This is a genomic window from Rhodospirillales bacterium RIFCSPLOWO2_02_FULL_58_16, from assembly GCA_001830425.1.
Classification (GTDB): Bacteria; Pseudomonadota; Alphaproteobacteria; order Rhodospirillales; family 2-02-FULL-58-16; genus 2-02-FULL-58-16.
Map to the genome: position 1 here is coordinate 41,456 of MIAA01000013.1, position 17,348 is coordinate 58,803.

Sequence of the window (17,348 nt, forward strand, 5' to 3'; positions counted from 1 at the left end):
CAATGAACAGGGTTGTCGCCGGATTTAACCCCTTGAGAGTCTCGGCCATGTGAGTGCCGTCAACATTGGAGACGAAGTGAGGCTTCAGTCCCGGTTTGTGGTAGGGGGTAAGGGCCTCGCACGCCAGCGCCGGACCCAGATCGGAGCCGCCGATGCCGATGTTGACGACATCGGACACCGGCTTTCCGGTATGCCCCTTCCAGATGCCGCCGCGCACGGCCACCGCGAAGGCTCGCATCTGTCCCAGCACGTCGCGGACTTCGGTCATGACATCGACGCCGTCAAGCATAACGGCATCGCCCGATCTGTTTCTCAGCGCCGTGTGCAGGACGGCGCGGTCCTCGGTGCTGTTGACAGGCTCGGCGGTGAACATACGGTTGCGCCGGCCCTCGACATCGGCCTGGCGGGCGAGGGCCAGCAGCAGCTCCATGGTCTCGGCAGTTACTAAATTTTTGGAATAGTCAAAAAGGAAATCATCAAGCTTAAGGGAGAAGCGATCAAAGCGGTCGGGATGATCGCGAAACAGCGCGCTCATGTGCGTAGCCGTCATTTGGTTACGGTGGGCTTCAAGCGCCTTCCATGCCGATGTTTCAGTCAATGAAGTCATGTATTTCGGCTCCTTGTCTTTCCCGCGTTTCGCGCAATTTAACCCCTTCTGACCTCCCCTTCGTAAGGGGAGGAACTTTTCTCCCCTCCTTACCAAGGAGGGGTTGGGGGAGGTTGCTGTAACAACTTCTCTATCTTGCGGCTTGAGCCGGACCTCCGACCGGACAGGCGGAATAGACCCCCGGCATATCGGGGATTAACCTGAAAGCGTCCGAAATGCCCAATACCGTCTCTGAACTGCCGAGAAAAAGGAATCCGTCCTTCGGCATTCTTTCGGCGATTCTTCCCAAAATATCCGTTTTGGCGTCCATCTCCAAGTAGATCAGAACATTTCGGCAAAACACAATATCGAAAACGCCGAGGGACGTAAAATCATCCAGCAGGTTGAATTCCCTGAAATCGACCATGGCGCGCAATGAGGAATCTATCTCCCACATCTCGGTCTTGTTCCTGAAGTATTTAACCAGCATCTGCATCGGCAAGCCCCGTTGCACTTCGAACTGGGTGTAGATGCCGGATCGCGCCCTTTTCAGCGATTCCCTGGAAATATCGGTGGCGACGATATCACAGGTCCAGCCCGCCAGTTGCGGCGCCGTTTCCCGGAGAATCATCGCCAGCGTATAAGGCTCCTGACCGGTGGACGCGGCGCAGCACCATATGCGGAATGATCTGGCGGCGGCATTCTTCTTCATGACATGGGGCAGAATCAAATCACGAAAAATAACAAACGGCGAGCCGTCGCGAAAAAAGAAGGTCTCATTGGTCGTCATCGCGTCGATGATTTCGTTGATGAGGCCCTCATCCTTGTTGAAGCGGACAAAATTGATCAGGGCGTGGTGATCTTCCAGGCCGTGTTTGCCGGCCACCGGGCGGAGGCGGCTTTCAACCAGATACTTTTTTTCCTCTTTCAGGACTAATCCTGAACGCGCCATAACCAGTTCGCGGATGAAGTTGAAATTTTCCTGACTCATGCCGAGGGTCCGCCGCTGAAAATTAGAGAGCGCATCAAGACATTAAGACCCCTACTTGTTATCAGTGAGTCCTTTCGGTTCGCCGACCACCACCATGGTGAGGGTCTCGGGTTTGAGCAGACTCCTCGCCACCCGGTTGGCGTCTTCAAGGGTCACCGCCTCGATGTAGGAATTGCGCTTGTTCAGATAGTCAATGCCCAGACTGTCCAGTTGCATGCTGACGAGAATGGAAGCGATATGCTGACTTGAGGAAAAGCGAAGAGGGAACGAGCCGGTGAGGTAGGTCTTGGTATCGGCCAGTTCTTTTTCGCTTATCCCCTGCTCGGCCATCTTTCGCCATTCTTCACGCACCAGACGCAGGGTCTCGGCGACGGCGGCGTTGGCGGTGCCGGCGGAACCGGAAACCAGGGCGGCGGCGTCAAGAGGATACAAGTAGCTATGGATGGAATAGGCAAGGCCCCGCTTGTCGCGCACCTCGCTGAACAGCCGCGAGCCGAAGCCGCCTCCGCCCAGCACATGATTGATGATAAAGGCGGCATAGAAATCGGCGTCATTGCGCTTCAGCCCCTGCTGGGCGAAGCTGACGGCGCTTTGCGGCACCGGCTTGGCGATGACGACGGTGCGTCCGTCGGATGCGGGCCTGGTTTGAGGAATCTCCCAGGGCGCAGCCTTCGCCGGCAACCCGCCGAAGGTTGATTCTATAATCCGGGAAAGTTCATCGGGAGTTATGTCGCCGACGGCGCCGATCACCAGATTGTCGCGGGCCAGCCGCCCCTTGGCGAAAGCTCTGATGTCTTCAATGGTAACGGCGCTGATGCTCTCAGGCGTACCCTCCACCGGACGCCCGTAGGGGTGTCCGGGGAACAGAACGGCCATCAGCTTGCGCCCGGCGATTTTGCTCGGGTCCTCCATGCTTACTCTCAATGCGGCCAGTATCTGATCGCGGATGCGCGAAACCGGCTCTTGATCAAAGCGCGGCGCGGTCAGTGCGAGATGCAACAATTCAAAGGCCTGATCGCGGGTGGCGGTCAGCGTCTCCACTCTGCCGGTGATCGCATCATGGCCGGCCTTGAAGGAAAGGGTGATGGCCGAACCGTCGAGACGCCCCTGGAAGGCCTGACTGTCCATGTCTCCGGCGCCTTCATCCAGCGTGGAGGCCGTCATGTCGGCGACTCCCTCCTTGCCGTCAGGGTCGAGAGCCGCGCCGCCCCTGAAGGCAAAATGCAGGGAGATGATGGGGTTGGCGTGATCTTCGACCAGCCATGCCTCCAGCCCGCTCTTGGAAACAACCTTCTGAACGTCAACAGCCATGGCCGGGGGCGCCATTAAAAACAACGCGATGACGACTAACGCCGCCCTCATGGTTTGACTCCTTCCGGCAATAACAGGGCGGTCACCGAGTTTTCCTCTACCAGGACCGCCCGCGCGGCGGCGTTGATCTGTTCAACCGTTACCGCTTCAATGCGTTCCGGCCATGTTTCTATGTCTTCGATAGTTTGTCCGGCGCTGAGCGCGGAACCGAGGGCCTGCGCCCCGGTGCTGAGCGAATCTCTGGCGAAAACGGCATCGGCCTGCATACGGACCTTGGCCTGTTTCATTTCGGCTTCGGTCACTCCGCCGGCCAGCAATTCGGCGATTTTACTCTCCATGGCCGCTTCCAGCTTATCCATGGCGACGCCGGGCTGGGGACTGGCGTGAAAGGTAAAGTCGGTCGGCCCCAGGGAATTCGGGCTGTATGAGGCCCCGGCGGAAACCGCTAATTTTTCATTCACCACCAGCGTTTTGTAGAGACGGGTAGTGGCGCCGCCGCCGAGAATTTCGGAAAGCACATCAAGGGCATAAGCATGGACTGTCTCCCCGGCGACGTAGCCGGGGGCCAGGAAGGAGCGGCTCCAGGCCGGCTGGCGCACCCTGCCGTCCTTTACCGTCACTCGCCTGGCGGCCTTATGGGGAGGCTCCTGGGGGTGGATGCGCACGGCCTCATCAACGGCCGGAATTTTACCATAAGTCTCCTCCGCCAACGGACGCAACTGTTTTGCCGTGATGTCGCCGGCAATCACCAGGGTGGCGTTATTGGGCGCGTACCATTTTTTGTAAAAGGAACGCACGTCATCAAGGGCAAGGACGCTGATCTCCCGCTCCCAGCCGATGATAGGCCGTCGATAGGGATGATTGAGGTAAAGAGCGGCGTTGATATGTTCGCCGAGCGCTCCCGCCGGGTCGTTGTCGGTGCGCATGCGGCGCTCCTCAAGGATAACCAGCCGCTCGGTCTCCACCTGCTTTTGGGTGATTACCAGATTGGTCATGCGGTCGGCCTCCAGTTCCATGACCATCTTCAGCCGATCCGCCGCTATGTTCTGATAGTAGGCCGTAAAATCATGGGAGGTGAAGGCGTTTTCCTGGCCGCCGTTGCGCGCCAGAATTTTGGAGAATTCGCCGCTCGCCATTTTCTCGGTGCCTTTGAACATCAGGTGTTCCAGCAGATGAGCGATGCCCGACTTGCCCGGCGGCTCATCGGCGGCGCCGACCTTGTACCATACCATATGAGTGACTATGGGCGCCCGGTGGTTGGACACCACGACCACTTTCATGCCGTTGGCCAGGGGGAAGGTTTCGGGATTAAAGACTCCGGCGTTAGTCGGCGACGCCGGCAGAAGCAAGGCGAGACCGGCCAGCCACCGGAAAACTTTCACGAACTTCATGCGCGCTCCGCTGGTCAAAGATATTCTTGGCGTCTGTATATGGCGTCGGCGGATTATGGCGCAATAACGGCGCTGGTTGAATCAGAAAAGGCTGCCCCAGAAGCCCTTGCTTTTGGGAGCGCTGCGCCGGGTTATCGTCGGCGCCGCCGGGGGAGGGGTAGCGGTGATGGGACGCCCTTGGGCCTGATTTTCCTTTATGCGCCGGGCTTCGTCGTCGGGATTGATGACGATGCCGGCTTGCTCGGGGTTGTTTTTCCTGGTCCATGACAGCAGGCGCTCGGTAAAGCCTTTGTCGCCTTGCGACATGATCGACATCTCGCTGGTGATAGTAGCGCGGATTTTCGGATCAGCTTTGAGTCCGCCCGTATCCTTGAGCAGGGCCTGTACGCCGGGACTGCCGCCGGGGGAAGCTTCGGCGGTCTTCAATCCGAATTTATTCGTGTTTTCGGGATTGCCGAGCAAAGCCTTTTCCGCCCGTTCCCTGGGGATCACATCCTGGGGACGTTGGGTTCCCGGGGCCGGCGGTCGCAACGCGAAGTCGGGAGGCATGGCCAGAGGCGCCCGCGAATAGACGGCGAACTCATCGGGCGCCGGCTTGGCCCCGAAAAGGCCGTCCTGGTTGCCGCAAGCGCCGATCAGCGCCGCCGCAGCCGATAAAAACAAGATTGCCCAGGTCCGTCTCATTGCTTATCCCGACCGTCGTTCGTTTCCGCCCCTTCTTTGATGTTATTACTTTTTTCGCGGTCAAACAAGGAATCAACGATAAGAATTACGGCGCCGACGGTAATTCCCGAATCCGCCGCGTTGAAAGCCGGCCAGTGGTAGCCGGCAATATGGAAGTCAAGGAAGTCGGCTACCGCGCCGAAATGGATGCGGTCAATGATATTGCCGACGGCGCCGCCGATGATCATGCCGATGGCGATAGTCACCCGATAACTGGCGGCCCGGCGCAGCCACGCCAGCAACACGCCGACAATGACGGCGGCAAGAATCGGCAGGATTACGTTATTGAGGGATGACGCCGAATCAAACATGCCGAAGCTGACGCCGCGATTCCACGTCATCACGATATTAAAGAACGAGGTCACCGGGATGGCGTAGGGCGAAGGCCGCATGACGTTAAAGACAATCCACCACTTGCTGACCTGATCGATCATGATCACCAGGGCGGCGACCGCCAGTCCGATGCTTAACGTTACTGAAGATTTCATGATGATGCCGGATAATCAGCGACGGCGGCGGCGCATCGGCCGCATGTCCCCGGATGCGCCGGGTTGCTGTTGACTTCTTCCAGCACCTTCCAGCAGCGTTGACACTTCTCGCCCGGCGCTGAACGCACCTCGACGGCGACGCCGGGCGTCTCCTGAAGGCGGAAGGCGTCAGGCGGGCAGTCGCCTTCATCAAAACGGGCGCCGGAAGTAATGAACAGCTCGAACAGATCAATCCCCTCCATCATTTCCCGGCGCTTTTGATCGGCGTAAATAACCGGCGCCGCCTGAAGGCTGGAGCCGATTTTCTTGTCGGCGCGGGCTTTCTCCAGCGCTCCGGTGACGACCCGGCGCAGGTCGCGCACACCCCGCCATTTTTCGGCCAGATCGTCGTTGCGCCAGTCCTCGGGGATGTCGGGGAACAGGCGCAGATGCACGCTTTCTTCGTCTCCCGGATGGCGGGACAGCCAGGCTTCCTCGGCGGTGAAGCAGATGAAGGGGGCCAGCCAGGCGGTGAGGCAGTTGAACAATTCGTCCAGCACCGTGCGCGCCGCCCGGCGGGTGACTGAATCGGCGCGGTCGCAATAGAGGCTGTCCTTGCGGATATCGAAATAGAAGGCGGAAAGATCGACGGCGCAAAAGCTGTGAAGTTCCGAGAACAGGGGATGAAACTGGAAGCTGTCGCAGGAGTTCCTCAACAGTCGGTTCATCTCCCAAAGCCTGTGCAGCACCCAGCGCTCCAGTTCCGGCATCTCGGCGGCGGGCAAGCGTTCTTCCTCGGTGAACCCCTGAAGATTGCCGAGCAGAAAACGGAGGGTGTTGCGCAGACGGCGATAGATGTCGGCGTGTTGCTTGACGATCTCGGCGCCGATGCGCAGGTCCTCGGTATAGTCCGAACCCACCACCCACAAGCGCAGGATGTCGGCGCCGTTCCCGTCGATCACGTCCTGGGGCGAAACGACGTTGTTCATCGATTTTGACATCTTGTGACCGTCCTCGGCCATGACGAAGCCGTGGGTAAGCATCGCCTCGAAGGGAGCGCGTCCCCTGGTGCCGCAGGATTCCAGCAACGACGACTGGAACCAGCCCCGGTGCTGATCGCTGCCTTCCAGATATAGCGAGGCCGGCCATTGCAGATCGGCGCGGGCTTCCAGGACAAAGCTGTGCGTGCAGCCCGAATCAAACCATACGTCAAGGATGTCCATAACCTGATGGTAATCTTCCGGTCGGTAGTCGTCGCCGAGGAAGCGTTTTGCATCGGAGGAAAACCAGGCGTCGGCGCCCTCCGCCTCAATTACGGCGACGATGCGGTCCATGACTTTTTGATCGCGCAACGGTTCGCCGGTGGCGTTATTGACGAAAACGGCAATCGGCGCCCCCCAGGCGCGCTGGCGCGAGACGCACCAGTCGGGCCGGGTCTCGATCATGCCCCGCAGGCGGTTTTTGCCGCCGGCGGGGATGAAACGGGTCTCATCCACCGCCTTCAGCGCCTTTTCGCGCAAGCCGGTCTTTTCCATGGAAATGAACCACTGGGCGGTGTTGCGAAAGATCAGCGGCGCCTTGGAGCGCCATGAATGGGGATAGCTGTGGACGAGCTTGCCGGAAGCCAGCAACGCCCTTGCGTCCTTGAGGGCGTCCACCACTTCCGGATTGACCTTGTACACATGCTTGCCGGCGAACAGCGGCACATCGGCGAGAAATATGCCGTCGCCGCCGACGGTGTCGGGCGCGGCAATCCCGTGTTTCATTCCCAGTTCCCAGTCATCGGCGCCATGGCCGGGAGCTATATGGACGAATCCGGTTCCGGTCTCGGTGTCGACGAACCCGGCGGCCAGAACCGGGACTGCAAAATCATAGCCTTGTCCGTGGAAGGGATGGCGGCAGACGGTTCCGTCCAGGTCATGCCCCTTGAGACGGCAAACGATATCATAACCGGCGATCTTGGCGACATGCGTGAATTGGGTAAGCAGGCTCTCGGCCGCCACCAGTCTGTCGCCGACTTCGGCAAGGCTGCCTTCGCCGATCTCCCTAACCAGAATGACCGCATAATCAATGCCGGGGCCGTAGGCGACGGCGCGGTTGCCGGGAATAGTCCATGGCGTCGTCGTCCATATTACTATGGAGGCGTTTGTTAAGTCCGAAATCGACGCTTTGAGTACCGGGAATTTTACCCAGATAGTGGTCGAAGTGTAGTCGTGGTATTCGACTTCGGCCTCGGCCAGCGCCGTCTTTTCGACAACCGACCACAGGACGGGCTTGGCCCCCTTGTACAGCGAGCCGTTCATCAGGAACTTGCCGAGTTCGCGCACGATTTGGGCCTCGGCGGCGAAGTTCATGGTGGCGTACGGGTTATCCCAATCGCCGCCGCAGCCCAGCCGCTTGAATTCTTCGCGCTGGACATCAATCCACTTGTCGGCGAATTCCCGGCATTCCCGGCGGAAGTTGATGATCGGCACCTCGTCCTTGTCCTTGCCGGCTTTGCGGTATTTCTCCTCGATCTTCCACTCGATGGGCAGGCCGTGGCAATCCCAGCCCGGCACGAAGTCGGCGTCCTTGCCCTGCATCTGTCGGCAGCGGACGATTACGTCCTTGAGTATCTTGTTCAGCGCATGGCCGATATGCAGGTGGCCGTTGGCGTAGGGCGGGCCGTCGTGGAGGGTGAACTTATCCCGGCCCGCCGCCGCCCGGCGCAGTCGTTTCCGCAGACCCATTTTATCCCAGCGCCTGAGCATTTCCGGCTCGCGCCGAGGCAAGTCGGCTTTCATCGGAAAGTTGGTAGTCGGCAGGAAAACGGTTGATTTATAGTCCACGGTCATCGATTCATCCCGCCAATATTTTTCGCGCTTGCTCACAGTCCTTGGCAATTTGCGTCCGCAACGCCTCAATGCCGTCGAACTTCTTTTCCGGTCTCAAATATTCGATCAGCTCGACGCGCAGGTGCCTACCATACAGGTCTTCGTGGAAATCAAAAATATGCGGCTCCAGAACGGTATCCTTGCCGTCAAAAGTAGGCCTTTCCCCGAGGTTGGCGACTCCGTCACGCCATGCCGTTTCGCCGTCGATATCAATGCCGGCGCGTATGGCGTAAACGCCTTTCATCGGACATTGGTACTCGCCGAGATGCAGATTGGCGGTGGGAAAGCCGACGTCATGGCCGCGTTGAGCGCCTTTTTCGACGCGACCCTCGATTTCAAAGGGACGGCCCAGCACCTCGGCGGCGGCGCGAGGATTGCCGTCGATCAGGTATCGGCGCACGCGGGTCGAGGAATAAGCCTCCCCGGCGTCATCTTCAACCGGGCGCACGCAGGTAAAACCGAACCCGGCTATCCCGCCCATATGCAATAACGACTCGCAATTACCCTTGCGGCCATGCCCGAAAACGAAATCATAACCCGACACCACATGACGCGCTCCCAGGGCGTTGACCAGGATATCATCGACAAAAGCTTCGGCTGTGCGTTCGGCGAACTCAAGGTCGAAGTGCAGCGCCACCAGGATATCGACGCCCAACGCCTTGATATGACGGGCCTTGGTCCTGAAAGGGGTAAGGCGGAAGGGAGCGGCCTCGGCGCCGAAAACGCTGCGCGGATGAGGCTCAAAGGTCAGCGCCGCCCACGGAAAGCCGGAGGCTCTGGCGATGCGTCCCGCCTCCCTGATCACCGCCTGGTGACCGAGATGAACGCCGTCGAAGTTGCCGATGGCGACAACAGCGCCGCGCGCTTCTTCAGGCAGTTCCTCGTAATGACGAAAAATACGCATGGCGGGGAAACTGTCAGCGCCCCTTGTTACGGTCAAGGAAAAAGCGGAAGTCGTCAATGAAAAGCAGGAGAGATTATCAGGCGGCCGGCTTGGAGCGCGCTACGCGGCTGCCAAGGGCAAGCTGCAACATTCTGGACTGCTCTTCGATTCGACCCTCAACGCGGGAAACCCGTTGGGCCAAGTCCTCAATGAGAATAGACTGCCGACGAGACATCTCCATCAACATGTCAAGCTTGACGAATAATTCGGCCTCGCGTTCCGGCGTCATGGTCCCATCATACCCACATTGACGCCGTGAGTCTATGGGCGACGCTGTCATGGACGGCGCTGTCAGCGCCCCTTGTTACGGTCAAGGAAAAAGCGGAAAGAATCTAAATCAATCCCGCCAGCGGCGAGCTGGGGTCGGCGTAAAGCCTTTTAGGCATGCGCCCGGCCAGATAGGAGAGACGTCCCGCCTCCACGGCCAGTTTCATGGCCCGGGCCATTTTAATCGGGTCGCGGGCGGCGGCGATGGCGGAGTTCATCAGCACGCCGTCGCAGCCCAGTTCCATGGCTATTGCGGCGTCCGAGGCGGCGCCGACGCCGGCATCAACCAGCACAGGCACCGAGACGCTTTCCTTGATCATGGCAATGGCGACCGGGTTGAGGATGCCGAGGCCGGAGCCGATCAACGAGCCTAGCGGCATAACGGCGACGCAGCCCAGGTCCTCCAGACGCTTGGCGATGATCGGATCGTCGGAACAGTAGACCATCACCTTGAAGCCTTCTTTGACCAGTATCTCCGCCGCTTCCAGGGTTTCGATCATCTTAGGATAGAGAGTTTTTTGGTCGCCCAGCACTTCCAGTTTCACCAGGTCCCAGCCGCCGGCCTCGCGGGCCAGACGCAGGGTGCGCACGGCCTCGTCGGCGGTGAAGCAGCCGGCGGTGTTGGGCAGGTAGGTGTACTTCTTGGGATCGACGTAATCCACCAGCATAGGCCGGGAAGGGTCTGCGATATTGACCCGGCGCACGGCGACGGTGACGATCTCGGCCCCCGAGGCCTCAATGGCATCCCTGGTTTCCTCGAAGTCCTTGTACTTGCCGGTGCCGACAAGCAGGCGCGAGGAGAAGACGCGCCCGGCAACGGTGAAGGTGTCTTCCGTCTTGTCGGAAGCGCCGCCGCCGATGAAATGGACGACCTCCAGCTTGTCGCCGTCCTTCAGCATAACGCCGGCGTATCGGGATTTGGGCACAATCTCAAGATTGCGCTCGACGGCGACCTTGGCGGCGTCCAGCCCGATCTTGCCCAGCAACTGTTCGACATCAAGGGGAGCGTCAAAGCCGCGCTCCTCGCCGTTAATAATTAGTTTCATGTTAACCTTACACGGATAGCTTTTTCTCAGAGTAACATAAGCGAAAGTCTGTGTTACACAAGAGCCGGGGCGTGTTATAAAACACGGCCTTTTGAATGGTAATTGATATGAGCAAACGCATTCTGGTCCTCAACGGACCCAACCTCAACATGCTGGGCAGCCGCGAGCCGGATATCTACGGCGTGGAAACCCTGGCCGGCATCGAGGCCGCCGCCGCCAGGCGCGCCGGCGCGCTGGATTTGCAAGTCGAGTTCCGCCAGACCAACTCGGAAGGCGAACTGGTGGACTGGGTCCAGCAGGCGGCGGACGGCGGATTCTCGGCCCTCATCGTCAACGCCGGGGCCTATACTCATACCTCGGTGGCGCTGCTGGACGCTTTGCTGGCCTGTCGGCTGCCTGTTGTCGAGGTGCATCTGTCCAATATTTACCGACGTGACGAATTCCGTCATCATTCCTATGTTTCCAGGGCGGCGCACGGTATGATCTGCGGCTTCGGCGGTCACGGCTACCAGTTGGCCGTGGACGCGGCGGCGAGAATTCTTGAAACCAGGAAAGAATAGCTGAAAGATGGCTGATAAAAACGACGCTCCCCGCCGAATTGACGCCGATCTGATTCGCAAGATGGCCGATCTGCTCAAGGAACTCGGCCTCGGCGAGATCGAATACGGCGAGGACGAATGGCATGTCCGCATCGCCAAGGAGCCGCCTCCCGCCGCCGCTGTTTCTTACCATTCCCCCCATTCCTCGCCGCTTGCCCATGCGCCCGGCTCTGCGGATTCGGCAAGGTTTGAGGAAGCGAACCCCATCGCCAACCATCCCGGCGTCATCGTCTCGCCGATGGTCGGCGTCGTCTACACTTCCGACGAGCCGAAAGCCGCGCCCTTCGTCAAGGTCGGAGATACGGTCAAGGAGGGCGACATCCTGCTTTTGATCGAGGCCATGAAGGTGTTTAACCAGATCAAGGCGCCGCGCTCCGGAAAAGTCATTCGCATCCTTGTCAGCAGCGGGATGCCTGTGGAATTCGGCGAGCCGCTGCTGATCATCGAGTAGAAGGACGGCTTCGGCCGCCGCCGCGCCATGTTCGATAAAGTACTCATCGCCAACCGGGGCGAGATCGCACTGAGAATCCTGCGCGCCTGTCACGAGATGGGCATCCGCACGGTGTCGGTGCATTCCACCGCCGATGCCGACGCCATGCATGTGCGGCTGGCCGACGAGGCTATTTGCATAGGACCGCCGGCGCCTTGTGACAGCTACCTCAATATCAACGCCATCCTCACCGCCGCCACCATCTCCAACGCCAACGCCATCCATCCCGGTTTCGGCTTCCTGTCGGAAAACGCCGACTTTGCCGCCCTGTGCGAGAAGCACGGCTTTATCTTTATCGGCCCAAGTCCGGAACATATCCGGATGATGGGCGACAAGATCACCGCCAAAAAAGTAATGCGCGAAGCGGGAATCCCCGTGGTCCCCGGCTCCGACGGACCTGTCGCCGGCATCGATGAAGCCCTCAAGGCGGCCAAGAAAATCGGCTATCCGGTACTGATCAAGGCCTCCGCCGGCGGCGGCGGCAAGGGCATGAAGGCGGCGGAAAACGCCGAAGAGTTGCCGGACGCCATGAAAACGGCCGTCGCCGAGGCCAAGGCCGCCTTCGGCAACGGCGAGGTCTATCTGGAGAAATTTCTTAAATGCCCGCGCCATATCGAAATCCAGATTCTCGCCGACCTGATGGGCAATGTGGTGCATCTGGGGGAAAGGGACTGCTCGCTGCAACGCCGCCACCAGAAGATTCTGGAGGAAGCCCCCTCGCCGGCGCTTAACGACGATCAACGCAGGAAGATCGGGCGCATCGCCGTCGAGGCTATTGAAAAAATCCGTTACCGCAGCGTCGGCACCATCGAGTTCCTTTACGAGAACGGCGAATTCTACTTTATTGAAATGAACACCCGCCTACAGGTGGAACATCCCGTAACCGAGATGATTACCGGGCTTGATCTGGTGCGCGAGATGGTGCGCGTCGCCGCCGGAGCGCCGCTGGGGTATACGCAGGATAATATCAAACTGTCGGGACATGCCGTCGAATGCCGCATTAACGCCGAACATCCGGTAACCTTTGCCCCTTCCCCAGGGCGGATCGGCGATTACCATGCTCCCGGAGGCTTGGGCGTCAGGGTCGATTCGGCGCTCTATTCCGGCTATACCGTGCCACCATACTACGACTCGATGATCGCCAAGCTGATCGTCCACGGCGCCAACCGCAACGAATGCCTGATGCGCCTGCGCCGCGCCCTGGGGGAGTTCGTCATTGACGGCATCGACACCACCATCCCCCTGCACCAGCGCCTGACCTCGAACGCCGACTTTCTTAACGGCAGCTATGACGTCCACTGGCTGGAAAAATTCGTCAACGGCGAGGGTGAATAATACCGGCAGCCTTAAAAAGTGACTCTGAAAAATCCTCCCCCTTGCTTCAAGGGGGAGGTCAGGAGGGGGGCGTTGCGGCAACCTCCCCTGACCCCTCCTTGGTAAGGAGGGGAAAGTGCAGGGGGCTGTTATGGGTTACTGATATTGGCCCCTGACCTTAAAGGATTAGAAAGAAAATTCGGCTATAGTTGTCCCTCCCATTGGAAGGAACAATTATGAATCATTTTTTTACTGTTGCCGTGTGGCCGCTGTGCGCTTTGATGACGCTTGCCGCGTCCGGGATTGCCCTCGCCGATGAGGTTCCGGCCAAGCATCCCGACGCCCAGTCCGGCACTCCCCTGAACCATTACTGTCTCCATGTTCCCGATCTCAGCGTTGACCGGCCCGGCTCCGTCGATACATGGGTCAAGATATGCACTGTCTATTTCAACGCCAATCCCGCAACCAAGTCGGAAAAGTCCGGAAAGTCGGAAAAGCCTTCGCGCTGAAAGGCTGCTTACCCTTTGAGAAGGGCTTCCACTTCGGCCTGGGTGAGTTCCGAGCCGCCGCTCGGCGACACAACTTCACTCGCTCCTTTCTTCCGGTGCTCCTCGCCCATATATCCGGGCAGTTGCTTGCGTCGGCGGTCGGGGCCGAAGTAACCGAATCGGCCGGCCGTGCGGATAAAGGGTCGGGGGCGCTCGATAATGGCTCGGAAGCGCGAATAAAGAGATGTGGCCGAAATCGGCTTGGCCAGGAATTCATGAATGCCGGCGTCGCGGGCTTCCTGCACCCGGTTCATCTCGGTATGTCCGGTCAGCATGATGATCGGGACAAAAGGATTCGGGCTGTCCTTGGCCGTGCGCACCATGCGGGTGAAGTCGAGGCCGTCAAGCGGCTCCATGTTCCAGTCGGCGATGATGATGTCGGCGGGAAAGTGGCGCAATTCCTTGAAGGCTCCGGCGCCGTCATCGGCTTCCAGCACATTTTTTACGCCGAGGGCCAGCAAAATAGTGCGGACAAGAGCGCGCATGTGCTTGTTATCCTCAACGATCAGGACATTCAGCCTTTCCAGATTATAGTTTTTTTCCGCCATTTTATTAACCCAAGGGGCAATCACGGATAACGCAAGACTCTTACAGCATTAATCAATAAGGTTTATGGGTTATTAATAAACGCCGCTTATTTTTTAACTCTTATTATCAACGGGGATCAACTTTGGTTGCTCCTTGCGCCGCTCCGTATCATCAAACTGCTTGTTAAGACGGCGGCGATCAGGCCCGAAATAGCTGTCTATCCGCACGAACGGCCTGTTTTCCTCCATGACCGAAGTGATTCGCGACAGCAGAGATTTCGCGGAAATGGGTTTGGCCAGAAAGGCGTTGGCGCCGGCATCCCGCGCTTCATGCTTCAGACTGTCCTCGGTATAGCCGGTACAGAGGATAATCGGCAGGAATTTATTGCGGCTGTCGTTGCCGAAGCGTATGCGGCGCACACACTCAACGCCGTTGATTCCGTCCATTTTCCAATCGAGAATGGCCATATCCGCATTGAAATTTTTCAGGACGTCCATAGCTTCGGCGCCGTCTCTTGCCTCTTCGATGTTTTTAACGCCCAAGGCCTCAAGGATCGTTCGGACAAGCGTCCGGAAATGGACATTGTCCTCAACAATCAGGATGCTGAGTTTGGAAATATCAACTTCGGACATAAAAACTTACTCTCTCCATGTTGGGCTGAACTTTGCCGCCGGGCGTTTTGTTCAGGCTCTGCCGGTTATATAGTCATAACGTCTTCGGAGACAAGCGTATGTCGTTAAGCAGTTGACGTAATATGCCGGCGGCGTTAGCCATAACGCGGCCTTTATGATATCCGAGAAATTCCCATGGACCCCAGGCTTTACAGACATATCGGTAGTTTGGTCGTCATTGAGAAATATGGGGAAGCCCTTGACGTAATAAACAAGGTTATCGCCGTTTCAGAAAATAATCCGGAGCTGCATCACGGACTCGGTGAACTCTACGGCGCGCGAGGCTCCCTGTCATTTTTTTGCGGAAGAATGAAAGAGGCGTGGGAGAATTACGGCAAGGATTTTGCCATTACCAATTATTATTGCGACAACGGCATCTCGGAAAGGCTCGGCATAACGATCCTGAGAGAACAGACCGTCGGCAGACGAATCGGCGAGTTCACCAAGCAAATGGACCTTCTCATAAAAGCGTCAAAACTGGGGCTTAGAAAAGACCGGCCCCAAATTCTTCTGAAGAAGGGCTACTTCAGCCTCCACAACAATGCGCTGCTGAAATACTGGGAAAAATACATCACGCTTTTCGATGACGAAAAATTAATCGACATGACCGGGAAAGCCGCTCGGGAAAGCGTCAGTACGGTCTATGCCCCGACGAAAAGCGGATTGACCATCGAGAGCGACTTCGCCTGGATGGACGTTCAGAAAGAGTGGGAAGCGCAAGGTCGCCGGCCATTGCTGGAGATATCGGAGGAAGACGAAGATCGCGGCGCAACGGCAATGGCCGGTTTAGGCGTGCCGCATGACGGTTGGTTCGTCTGCCTTCACTGCCGCGAGAATTCACTGCATGACCGTTACCCGAACAATCGAAGCGCCGATATCAATACATATTTACCGGCCATTAATGAGGTTGTTCGCAACGGCGGTTGGGTGGTGCGCATCGGCGATCCGTCCATGTCAAGGCTCAAGGAGATGAAAAACGTCATCGACTACGCCCATCACCCGAAAAGATGTGACCGGCTGGACCTGTACATTATCGCCAAATGCCGGTTTATGATTTCAACTCCGTCCGGTCCTTGCGCCGTCGCCGCCGCTTTCGGAACGCCGCAGATTCACACCAATGTTTATCCTTTCATCGCCAGGCCGTGGTGTAAGCACGATCTGTTTTTGCCCATGCTTCAACAGGACATCAAGACGGGCGAACTGCTTTCGTTCAAAGAGCAGTTACGCGCCTTTTCCATCTGTGAGCAGGAACACCGCCTGGCCGCCTTCGGTCGCCGGGTTATCAGAAACTCAGAAGAGGAATTAAAAGACGGAGTCAACGAAATGATCGATTTCGTTATCCACGGCGGGCAAAACGAAAGCGCAAGGACGATGGAATTGCGGGAAAAGTTCGATTCGGTCCACCTGGAGCTGTTCCCCACCGTAACCGGCAAAATCGGCGTCGGGTTTATCGATAAATACGCCCGCCTTCTTAATTAGCCCGCTCAGAGCATGTTATTTATATATTTGTATTAATCGGCCCTAATAAAATAGTATCCGTCCGTTGCCGGTTTTTTGCGCCGGCGGTCCTGTTTCCGCGCCGAGGAGTCAATGACGTTCAGACTGAACTTTTGGGGGGTTCGCGGCTCCATTGCCTGCGCCTCGGCCGATCACATCAGGTACGGCGGCAACACCAGTTGCATTGAAGTCGATGTGGGCGACCGCTTCTTTGTGCTGGATGCGGGGACCGGAATCCGCACCTTGGGACGCAAGTTCATCAAGGAGGATATCCGCGAGGCTCACCTGATGCTGACTCACACCCATTGGGATCACATCAACGGTTTTCCTTTTTTTGCGCCGGCCTACGATCCCAAGCGCTCTATTCATATCCTCGCCGGCCATCTTAAGGAGAGAGGCGGAATCCGCGAGGCGCTGTCCAATCAGATGGGCAGCCCCATGTTCCCGGTGCCTCTGGAGGCGATGCGGGCAAATATCAGGTTCGAGGATTTCAACGCCGGAGATTCATTCGCCTTGTATCCGGACGTTAATGTGCGAACAACGGCTCTTAATCACCCTAACGGAGCCACGGGGTATCGCATCGAATACAACGGACATTCGATGTGCTACATCACCGATACCGAGCATGTCCCCGGAAAACCCGACCGGAATGTTCTCGACCTTATCGAGGGCGCGGATATGGTCATTTATGACAGCACATACACCGAGGCGGAGTTTCCCTCCAGAGTCGGCTGGGGACACTCCACCTGGAACGAGGGCGTGGACCTGTGCAAAGCGGCGGGGGTCAAGCGGATGGCTATCTTCCACCACGAGCCGGACCACGATGACGACTTCATGGACAGGATTGAGGAGGAGGCCAAGAAAAAGTGGTCGGAAGCCTTCGTCGCCCGTGAAGGCATGAAGATTATTCTTGATTAATGACGGCGAGGCCGCCGAGGGCGGCGCAAATTTTGTCCACAGATTGCACAGATTTACGCAGATTTTCTTTAGGAGTTTTTAATCTGTGTTCATCTGTGTAGTCGACCGTTAATAAGCCGGGTTGAGTGCTGATTGAGGCATTATTACGACCCATATGGCGGCGATGATTCGGCGCAAAAGTTCCC

Annotated in this window: 17 protein-coding genes and 1 pseudogene (1 of these 18 cut by a window edge); 6 read left to right on the forward strand and 12 right to left on the reverse strand. The window is 57.9% G+C overall.

From position 1 onward, the window contains the following. The 10 genes and pseudogenes from pgi to A3H92_05120 form a co-directional block, all read right to left on the reverse strand. Window positions 1–607 (reverse strand): annotated as a pseudogene (gene pgi / locus A3H92_05075) (glucose-6-phosphate isomerase) (it extends 916 nt beyond the left edge of the window). Window positions 608–737: 130 nt separating this feature from the next. Next, window positions 738–1,577 (reverse strand): chemotaxis protein CheR, encoded by an 840-nt coding sequence (locus A3H92_05080; protein OHC76050.1) that lies wholly within the window; start codon window positions 1,575–1,577, stop codon window positions 738–740. A gap of 51 nt (window positions 1,578–1,628) precedes the next feature. Then, window positions 1,629–2,939, reverse strand: a complete 1,311-nt coding sequence (locus A3H92_05085) for a zinc protease (GenBank protein ID OHC76051.1) — start codon at window positions 2,937–2,939, stop codon at window positions 1,629–1,631. Then, window positions 2,936–4,279: a zinc protease gene (locus A3H92_05090; protein ID OHC76052.1), complete on the reverse strand. Its 1,344-nt coding sequence runs from the start codon at window positions 4,277–4,279 to the stop codon at window positions 2,936–2,938. Before A3H92_05090 ends, A3H92_05085 begins: the two co-directional genes overlap by 4 nt. An 81-nt stretch (window positions 4,280–4,360) precedes the next feature. Continuing rightward, window positions 4,361–4,963, reverse strand: a complete 603-nt coding sequence (locus tag A3H92_05095) for a hypothetical protein (protein OHC76053.1) — start codon at window positions 4,961–4,963, stop codon at window positions 4,361–4,363. Further along, window positions 4,960–5,490 (reverse strand): signal peptidase II, encoded by a 531-nt coding sequence (locus tag A3H92_05100; GenBank protein ID OHC76054.1) that lies wholly within the window; start codon window positions 5,488–5,490, stop codon window positions 4,960–4,962. Before A3H92_05100 ends, A3H92_05095 begins: the two co-directional genes overlap by 4 nt. Beyond that, a complete protein-coding gene (locus tag A3H92_05105; GenBank protein ID OHC76068.1) occupies window positions 5,487–8,303 on the reverse strand; it encodes an isoleucine--tRNA ligase in 2,817 nt (938 codons plus the stop codon). The genes A3H92_05100 and A3H92_05105 overlap by 4 nt, the downstream gene beginning before the upstream one ends. 4 nt (window positions 8,304–8,307) lie before the next feature. Then, on the reverse strand, window positions 8,308–9,246 hold the full coding sequence (locus A3H92_05110; GenBank protein ID OHC76069.1) for a riboflavin biosynthesis protein RibF: 939 nt from the start codon (window positions 9,244–9,246) through the stop codon (window positions 8,308–8,310). A gap of 76 nt (window positions 9,247–9,322) precedes the next feature. Continuing rightward, window positions 9,323–9,514 (reverse strand): hypothetical protein, encoded by a 192-nt coding sequence (locus A3H92_05115; protein ID OHC76055.1) that lies wholly within the window; start codon window positions 9,512–9,514, stop codon window positions 9,323–9,325. A gap of 103 nt (window positions 9,515–9,617) precedes the next feature. Continuing rightward, entirely contained in the window at window positions 9,618–10,598 is a 981-nt protein-coding gene (locus A3H92_05120; GenBank protein ID OHC76056.1) for a thiamine biosynthesis protein ThiS, read from the reverse strand. 107 nt (window positions 10,599–10,705) lie between these two features. Between A3H92_05120 and A3H92_05125 the strand changes: the two genes are divergently transcribed. The 4 genes from A3H92_05125 (at window position 10,706) to A3H92_05140 (ending at window position 13,510) form a co-directional block, all read left to right on the forward strand. Next, a complete protein-coding gene (locus A3H92_05125) occupies window positions 10,706–11,158 on the forward strand; it encodes a type II 3-dehydroquinate dehydratase (protein OHC76070.1) in 453 nt (150 codons plus the stop codon). Window positions 11,159–11,165: 7 nt separating this feature from the next. Then, on the forward strand, window positions 11,166–11,648 hold the full coding sequence (locus A3H92_05130; protein OHC76057.1) for an acetyl-CoA carboxylase, biotin carboxyl carrier protein: 483 nt from the start codon (window positions 11,166–11,168) through the stop codon (window positions 11,646–11,648). 27 nt (window positions 11,649–11,675) lie between these two features. Continuing rightward, a complete protein-coding gene (locus A3H92_05135; GenBank protein OHC76058.1) occupies window positions 11,676–13,022 on the forward strand; it encodes an acetyl-CoA carboxylase biotin carboxylase subunit in 1,347 nt (448 codons plus the stop codon). A gap of 215 nt (window positions 13,023–13,237) precedes the next feature. After that, window positions 13,238–13,510 carry a hypothetical protein gene (locus tag A3H92_05140; GenBank protein ID OHC76059.1) on the forward strand — a complete coding sequence of 91 codons (273 nt, stop codon included), beginning with the start codon at window positions 13,238–13,240 and terminating at the stop codon, window positions 13,508–13,510. 8 nt (window positions 13,511–13,518) lie between these two features. Here A3H92_05140 and A3H92_05145 read toward each other — a convergent pair whose 3' ends face one another. Further along, complete coding sequence (locus A3H92_05145) at window positions 13,519–14,097, reverse strand: two-component system response regulator (protein ID OHC76060.1); 579 nt, start codon at window positions 14,095–14,097, stop codon at window positions 13,519–13,521. A gap of 93 nt (window positions 14,098–14,190) precedes the next feature. Beyond that, on the reverse strand, window positions 14,191–14,709 hold the full coding sequence (locus A3H92_05150) for a hypothetical protein (protein OHC76061.1): 519 nt from the start codon (window positions 14,707–14,709) through the stop codon (window positions 14,191–14,193). Between the two features lie 174 nt (window positions 14,710–14,883). Here A3H92_05150 and A3H92_05155 point away from each other — a divergent pair, with 174 nt between their 5' ends. After that, entirely contained in the window at window positions 14,884–16,227 is a 1,344-nt protein-coding gene (locus A3H92_05155; protein ID OHC76062.1) for a hypothetical protein, read from the forward strand. A gap of 111 nt (window positions 16,228–16,338) precedes the next feature. Continuing rightward, a complete protein-coding gene (locus A3H92_05160; GenBank protein OHC76063.1) occupies window positions 16,339–17,163 on the forward strand; it encodes an MBL fold metallo-hydrolase in 825 nt (274 codons plus the stop codon). Window positions 17,164–17,348: the final 185 nt, after the last annotated feature.

Coding starts and splice junctions, on each gene's coding strand:
- A3H92_05080 (OHC76050.1), bottom strand. CDS start 1,577: ATGAGTCAGGAAAATTTCAACTTCATCCGCGAACTGGTTATGGCGCGT.
- A3H92_05085 (OHC76051.1), bottom strand. CDS start 2,939: ATGAGGGCGGCGTTAGTCGTCATCGCGTTGTTTTTAATGGCGCCCCCG.
- A3H92_05090 (OHC76052.1), bottom strand. CDS start 4,279: ATGAAGTTCGTGAAAGTTTTCCGGTGGCTGGCCGGTCTCGCCTTGCTT.
- A3H92_05095 (OHC76053.1), bottom strand. CDS start 4,963: ATGAGACGGACCTGGGCAATCTTGTTTTTATCGGCTGCGGCGGCGCTG.
- A3H92_05100 (OHC76054.1), bottom strand. CDS start 5,490: ATGAAATCTTCAGTAACGTTAAGCATCGGACTGGCGGTCGCCGCCCTG.
- A3H92_05105 (OHC76068.1), bottom strand. CDS start 8,303: ATGACCGTGGACTATAAATCAACCGTTTTCCTGCCGACTACCAACTTT.
- A3H92_05110 (OHC76069.1), bottom strand. CDS start 9,246: ATGCGTATTTTTCGTCATTACGAGGAACTGCCTGAAGAAGCGCGCGGC.
- A3H92_05115 (OHC76055.1), bottom strand. CDS start 9,514: ATGACGCCGGAACGCGAGGCCGAATTATTCGTCAAGCTTGACATGTTG.
- A3H92_05120 (OHC76056.1), bottom strand. CDS start 10,598: ATGAAACTAATTATTAACGGCGAGGAGCGCGGCTTTGACGCTCCCCTT.
- A3H92_05125 (OHC76070.1), top strand. CDS start 10,706: ATGAGCAAACGCATTCTGGTCCTCAACGGACCCAACCTCAACATGCTG.
- A3H92_05130 (OHC76057.1), top strand. CDS start 11,166: ATGGCTGATAAAAACGACGCTCCCCGCCGAATTGACGCCGATCTGATT.
- A3H92_05135 (OHC76058.1), top strand. CDS start 11,676: ATGTTCGATAAAGTACTCATCGCCAACCGGGGCGAGATCGCACTGAGA.
- A3H92_05140 (OHC76059.1), top strand. CDS start 13,238: ATGAATCATTTTTTTACTGTTGCCGTGTGGCCGCTGTGCGCTTTGATG.
- A3H92_05145 (OHC76060.1), bottom strand. CDS start 14,097: ATGGCGGAAAAAAACTATAATCTGGAAAGGCTGAATGTCCTGATCGTT.
- A3H92_05150 (OHC76061.1), bottom strand. CDS start 14,709: ATGTCCGAAGTTGATATTTCCAAACTCAGCATCCTGATTGTTGAGGAC.
- A3H92_05155 (OHC76062.1), top strand. CDS start 14,884: ATGGACCCCAGGCTTTACAGACATATCGGTAGTTTGGTCGTCATTGAG.
- A3H92_05160 (OHC76063.1), top strand. CDS start 16,339: ATGACGTTCAGACTGAACTTTTGGGGGGTTCGCGGCTCCATTGCCTGC.